We start from the raw sequence: 6,437 nt of genomic DNA on the forward strand, positions 1-6,437 counted from the left end.
TATTTTTAGCCCCATGAGATTGCTAATCCGAATTTTTCTGTTTCTATGCTTGGTTTGTCTTTTGGCTAATTGTGAAAAAGATGACATTTGTGTAGCAGGTAATACCCCGCTTTTAGTTGTTGGCTTTTATGATTTTGAAGACACAACAAGTTTAAAAGATGTATCATCATTACGAGTTCGAGCATTAGGTTTTGACACATCTCCCGCAACTTTTACAGACCGCTCAGACCAAGATTCAATTGGTATTCCATTACAGGTTAATATGGCAAGTACCAGTTTTATTTTTATTAGTAATTCTGCCACTGATGAAGATTCAGGAACCGAAACTGGCGTTATTGACACCCTTACATTTAACTATAACGTTGAAGAAGATTTTGTTTCTCGAGGCTGCGGTTTTGTAGGAAATTATACAGATTTAGATACTACCAGAAATGTATATTCAACTGATTGGATAAAAAGAATAACTATTGCAGAATCAAATGTTAACTCATCAACTCAAGTACATGTTAAAATATTTCACTAGCATTTTACTTTTTTCAGTTGTTTACATTGGTTTTGCTCAAGAAAATCAAGGGCAACTAGACTTAAGTCCTAAAGACACTACTTACCAATACAGAGAAGAATATGGGCTTCGATTTGGCGTAGATTTAAGTAGACCTATATTAAGTTTTACCAATGGCGATGAATATACTGGATTGGAATTTGTAGCCGATTATAGGTTATCAGAAAAGCTCTTTATAGCAGGTGAATTTGGTAACGAGAAAAAAACAAAACAAGAGGATTTATACAACTTTACTACCAATGGTAGCTATATAAAACTTGGGCTTGAGGTAAATAACTATGTAAATTGGTATGGAGAGCAAAACTTCATAACATTTGGCGGTAGATATGGGTTTGCAACTTTTAGTCAAACCCTAAATAGTTATAGTATTTACGACAGTAACCGTTATTTTAATCCTGATAGTTTTGCCGAGGTAAGTACAACTCCAGAAGAATTTTCTAGCTTAAATGCGTCTTGGATTGAAGCTGTTCTTGGATTTAAAGCAGAATTATTTGCTAATATTTATTTAGGAGCTAGTGTCCGTCTAGGACACCTTATATCCAATAAAGAGGCCGAACGTTTTCCTAACCTCTTTATTCCTGGATTCAACAAAGTAACAGATAATGCTAAATGGGGAGTTGGATACAACTATTCCATATCTTACTTTTTACCTATCTATAAGAAAGTTAGAAAAAAACAAGACGAAACCGAAGTTAGTAATTAAGATTTACTTCTTGTTTTTACGACTACCTTCATACATTTCATATTTCACAAAACGAGACTCTAATTTACCGTTATATACCTTAATTTTTCTAGAAGTTTTTAGCCCTACGTGTTTCAATGCGTCTAAGTTAGATGTGATTAGCCAAGCATTAGTACCCGGATAACCGTGTTTTAAGGTAGTTCCTAATCTACCATAAAATTCAGGTATATCTATAGATAATCGTTCTCCATAAGGAGGATTAAAAACCATATGCAGAGGACCTTGTAAAGGCTTTTCAGTTTTAAAAAAATCTTTTCGCTCAATTGTAATGTAATCATCCAGATTTGCGGCTGTAACGTTTTCTTGCGCTTTACGAACTGCCGACGGGGCTTTATCGTAACCTATGATTTTATGATGAAATTCTCTGGTTTTATTTAAACTGGCATCTACAATTTTTGAAAATAACCCTTCGTCAAAATCATTCCAATGTTTAAAACAAAAGTCCGTTCTATTAATATTTGCTGGAATATTACATGCTATCATTGCAGCTTCAATTAAAATAGTACCACTACCGCACATAGGGTCCATTAAATTTGTTTTTCCATCCCAACTACTTAACAACAACAGACCAGCAGCAAGCACTTCATTAATAGGTGCAATATTTGTAGATTTTTTATATCCTCTTTGATGTAAAGACCTACCAGAACTATCTAAAGATACCGTACAATCATTATCCTGAATGTGTATATTAATACGTATTTGAGCGCCTTTGGTGTCTACATTAGGTCTATCTAAACGTTCATTTCTAAATCTATCTACTACTGCGTCTTTTGCTTTTAAGGCAATAAATAAAGAGTTAGAAAAAGAGTTTGAATTTACCGTGGCATTAATAGCAAATGTTTTATCTGAATCAAATATTTGTGTCCAATCAATAGCATAAATATGCTTATATAACTGGTCTTCGTTAAACACTTTGAATGATTGAATGGGTTTTAAAACTTTAATAGCTGTTCGTAAACAAAGGTTTGCTTTGTACAGGAAACCTGTATCACCTTCAAAAGATACATTTCTTACACCTTCTGTAACCTTACTTGCCCCTAGATTACGTAACTCCTTTGCCAAAAGTGGCTCAAAACCGTGTAAGGTTTTTGCTAATAATTTATAGTTAGTTTGCATACTTCAAAATTAGACTAAATTTGCGGCTTATATTTTTTTAGAATGATTTACCTGCCACCAATTATTGCAGTTTTATTTAGTTTCTTATTTATCTATTGGATTAAACCAAAAAAAAAGGAAAATATAAAGCTTCTTTTAGCTTTTAGTGGTGCATTTTTATTAGCTCTAACTTTTTTTGAATTACTTCCAGAAATCTATGAGAGTGGAAACCCCAAACAAATTGCTCTTTTTATTTTATTGGGAATTCTATTACAAATTTTCTTAGAATTTTTTTCAAAAGGTGCAGAACATGGTCATATGCATTTTGATATTATACAAGGAAAATTTCCATTTATACTTTTTCTAAGTCTATCAATTCATTCACTTATAGAAGGTGTTCCAATGCAAAAAGGAGATATGCTTATTGGAATTTTGATACATAAAATTCCCGTGGCAATGCTGCTTTCATTATTTCTATTAAACTCAAAACTTAAGTTAAGTTCTGCTATATTATTTATTATTCTTTTTGCCTTAATGACTCCTTTAGGAAGTTTTTTAGCTACAGAAACAACCTTTATTGTTTCTTATGGTAATCAGCTTAATGCCATTGCAATAGGTATCTTTTTTCACATCTCAACAGTAATATTATTTGAAAGTGGAAAGGGTCATAGTTTTAATCTTTCAAAACTATTAGTGATTATTTTAGGAGTTGGGCTTGCCTATTTTTTGTAAATCCTCGTAACGTGTGTTTCAAATAATGCCTTTTGTTCCATAACAAGATTAAAATTGGAAAGTAAATCTATATCCTCTTTACTTCTCGTATTAGTTATAATATAACCGTCTGGGTTTTCGTTTAAAAATTTCTGCAATGATGTTAAATCATCTACAACCCTATAAGTACGCTTAAAATTAAATGGAAAAGCACTATCAAACCTTTTAAATACAATGGCTGGAGTTTCAGAATTCATGAATTTTGAAGTTTGGGAAACCGGATTTTCTAATGATAAAACAGGATAAATAATACCAAATAATAGAAAGGAAAAGAAAATCCAACCAAACGCATTAAAGATTATAAACCTTTTTAAATCACCCTTAAGAAAGAAATAATAGCCTAAAATTGCACCTATACTAATTACAGAAAGTAACAAAGCAAAATTTTGCAGATGCTTTAAATCCTTCTCAAGACCAAGACCTATAAATCCTGCAATAGGAAGCAAAAGAGAAATCACAAGTAAACAAAGCATACTCAATTTTGAATACTTAGATTTAGAATTACTTCGAGCAACTTCATGTAAAAACTTCCCTATAAGAATAGCAATAAACGGATAACTTGGCATGGGATAATTGGGTAATTTTGTACTTGCAATACTGAAAAATAGTATGGTAACTACTCCAACAACAAAAGAAAAAAGCAGAAAATTATTTTTCTTTCCTTTAATCCAACCATTTCTGAAAGCCTGAATTATAAAAACTGAAAATGGTAAAAGACCAAGAATAACAAACAAAGGAGTAATAATAAATAAACCTCCGTGACCTTCTTTACCTGAATTAAATCTTGAGATATTATGGTCAAAAAAGAAGCCTTCTGTCCATATCCCTTGGGTTTTTTGATGCACAAGATAATACCAAGGAGCAGCAATTAAAATGGCAAAAAGCAGCCCCAATAAGGGTCTAAAAGAAAATATTTTTTTTAGAGTAAAATTTTTTGAAAAAAATAAAAAGGCAACTAAAACTAAACCAGGAATTACTATTGCTACTGGTCCTTTTGTTAATAATCCCAATCCAATAGAAATATAAGCAAGGACCAAAATATACAACTTACCCTGTTTGAAAAACTCGTAGAAACTAAATAAACTAGCAGATATAAAAAAGATTAAATACGGGTCAGGAACCGCCAAATGGAATTCCTGAATAAACAATAATGATGACAACAACACCAGAAAAGTGTAATTAGCAACGCCTTTTCCTAAATTTTGTTTAGTTAATACATAGGTTATCAAAATTGTAAAAGCTCCAAATATTCCTGAGAAAAAACGTGCTCCAAAAGCATTTACACCAAATAGTTTATAACCCACAATCATAAAATAATAGTGTAATGGTGGTTTATCTGTTCGTAATTGCCCATTAAAATAGGGAACAATATAATCTCCAGATACTAACATTTCTCTAGCTGCTTCTGAATTTCTTGCTTCATCCAAAATGTATATGGGGTATATACCACTTAAAAGAACACAGCTTACTAAAGAGAGTAGAAATACTACTAAATAGTCATATTTATATAAGGTTTGCATTAAAAGCTAAAGTAGCTATTAAAATAATTGTCTAAGGACATTTTGGGTATTTTGTATAACACCTTTCCAACTTATTTGTAGTTGTTTTGCATGCCATGATTTAGGATAACGACGAACAAGTAGATACCCAACTATTGAAGAAAACGTTCCAAATAAGATTCCAAAATATACATCAGTATACCAATGTTGAAGTAAATAAATTCTGGAAAAACCTACAATGGCACCCACTACCAAAAGGGTCCAAGATGCAACTTTATTTCTAGCAAGCAAGGCAAAAAACGAGACTAAGAAAAAAATTGTAGCAGTATGCCCAGAAGGAAATGTATTTACATACCTAATTTTTACGCCCTTTACCAAATCAATATTTTCGATTAGTCCAGAACGATAAAAGTACAAGTAAGGTCTTAATTCTTCATGATATAAACCCTTCTTAAAAAGTAACACTAGAAAAACTTGAATTACAAATGCGAACAAGAAAGCCGCCATCCACTTAAATTTAAAACGTAAAACCAGCAAAAAAGCAAAAATTACTGTGATGGCATTACCTAAAACCGTTGCTTTGGTAAAAAAGAAATCGAAAAATGCTGTTCTTTGGTCATTAACTGTTTCTATAATTGCAGTTTTTGATAAAAATAGAAATGGTAATCCTAAGATTAAAATGAGAAAAAAAGGCAAAAGTCTATCTTTAACTATTTTCATCGTGTTTCGTTTCTCACAAATTTACTGAGCATTTGTTTTGGCTCTTATTTTCTTTGTTAAATGATATTTAAGAAAGTTTACCTAAAAAGTAAACTAATAGTAATTTCTTTTCTAGACTGAAATTTACCTATTGATTATTAAATAAATCATTACCCAATGTGATGTTGCCCCTCCTAGAACAAATAAATGCCAAATAAAATGATTGTAAGGTATTCTTTTTAAAGCATAAAAAACTATTCCGAAGGTGTAGAAAAATCCACCTAAAGATAATAATACAACCTCTTCTATGGTAGCAAGTGCTAAAAATTCCTTTATATCAATTACTATTATCCAACCCATCACCGCGTAAAGCAGGAGTGATAAAGTTTCAAATTTACCGGTAAATTTTAGTTTTAAAAGTGTTCCTAATAAAGCTATTCCCCAAACTATATATAATAGTGGTATACCTTTACTTGAATGTAATACTAACAAACAAACTGGGGTATAGGTACCAGCAATTAAATAATAAATACTAATGTGGTCTAATTTTCTTAAATTTTCTTTTCTATTTGGAGTTAAAGCAGCATGATAAAGTGTTGAAGCAGAAAATAACAGAATTAAAGAAAAACAATAAATAAGTACACCAGGCAACTTAGCTGAATTTAGGGTAAAATAGATAAGTATTAAACTACCTAAAATGGCAAATGCTATTCCCAAAGCGTGGGAATATACATTTAATTTTTCTTCATCAATTCTAGCATTAGAACCCATAATTTTTTTCATAAAAAAAGCCCCTTCATAAACTATGAAGGGGCTTTTGAGGAAGGCGGCGACCTACTCTCCCACCTTGTGTGGCAGTACCATCGGCGCTGATGAGCTTAACTACCCTGTTCGGTATGGGAAGGGGTGGGCCTCATCGCCATGGCCACCTAAAATTTGTACCAAGCTTATCTTGGTATCTCTCGGTATAAAACCTCGAGCAATATCTTAACATATGGGATGCGCTTTTTGCGCTAAATAAATGAAGGAACTTTTAGTGTCTTACAAATTAAGTAAGGAGCTTGCGAGG

General features: G+C 31.9%; 7 protein-coding genes and 1 rRNA gene. 3 read left to right on the top strand and 5 right to left on the bottom strand.

The annotated features are described in order from the left end of the window. Positions 1 to 13: 13 nt before the first annotated feature. Positions 14 to 523: a DUF6452 family protein gene (locus H5V42_RS15030; protein ID WP_185784002.1), complete on the top strand. Its 510-nt coding sequence runs from the start codon at positions 14 to 16 to the stop codon at positions 521 to 523. Beyond that, a complete protein-coding gene (locus H5V42_RS15035; RefSeq protein WP_185784003.1) occupies positions 504 to 1,265 on the top strand; it encodes a DUF6048 family protein in 762 nt (253 codons plus the stop codon). Before H5V42_RS15030 ends, H5V42_RS15035 begins: the two co-directional genes overlap by 20 nt. A gap of 3 nt (positions 1,266 to 1,268) precedes the next feature. Here H5V42_RS15035 and H5V42_RS15040 read toward each other — a convergent pair whose 3' ends face one another. Further along, positions 1,269 to 2,420 carry a THUMP domain-containing class I SAM-dependent RNA methyltransferase gene (locus H5V42_RS15040; RefSeq protein ID WP_185784004.1) on the bottom strand — a complete coding sequence of 384 codons (1,152 nt, stop codon included), beginning with the start codon at positions 2,418 to 2,420 and terminating at the stop codon, positions 1,269 to 1,271. A 42-nt stretch (positions 2,421 to 2,462) separates the two neighbouring features. Between H5V42_RS15040 and H5V42_RS15045 the strand changes: the two genes are divergently transcribed. Continuing rightward, entirely contained in the window at positions 2,463 to 3,131 is a 669-nt protein-coding gene (locus tag H5V42_RS15045; protein ID WP_185784005.1) for a ZIP family metal transporter, read from the top strand. Here the strand turns inward: H5V42_RS15045 and H5V42_RS15050 are convergent. From H5V42_RS15050 to rrf, 4 genes are all read right to left on the bottom strand, one after another. Next, positions 3,119 to 4,690, bottom strand: a complete 1,572-nt coding sequence (locus H5V42_RS15050; protein WP_185784006.1) for an ArnT family glycosyltransferase — start codon at positions 4,688 to 4,690, stop codon at positions 3,119 to 3,121. The two genes, H5V42_RS15045 and H5V42_RS15050, sit on opposite strands and share 13 nt — an antisense overlap. An 18-nt stretch (positions 4,691 to 4,708) precedes the next feature. After that, positions 4,709 to 5,389, bottom strand: a complete 681-nt coding sequence (locus H5V42_RS15055) for a phosphatase PAP2 family protein (RefSeq protein WP_185784007.1) — start codon at positions 5,387 to 5,389, stop codon at positions 4,709 to 4,711. A 123-nt stretch (positions 5,390 to 5,512) separates the two neighbouring features. Further along, positions 5,513 to 6,151 carry a PAQR family membrane homeostasis protein TrhA gene (gene trhA, locus H5V42_RS15060; RefSeq protein ID WP_241731929.1) on the bottom strand — a complete coding sequence of 213 codons (639 nt, stop codon included), beginning with the start codon at positions 6,149 to 6,151 and terminating at the stop codon, positions 5,513 to 5,515. Positions 6,152 to 6,189: 38 nt separating this feature from the next. Beyond that, positions 6,190 to 6,301 (bottom strand): 5S ribosomal RNA (gene rrf / locus H5V42_RS15065). Between the last annotated feature and the right edge of the window lie 136 nt (positions 6,302 to 6,437).

Origin of the sequence: Croceivirga lutea (genome assembly GCF_014235875.1) — a bacterium.
Taxonomy (GTDB): domain Bacteria; phylum Bacteroidota; class Bacteroidia; order Flavobacteriales; family Flavobacteriaceae; genus Croceivirga; species Croceivirga lutea.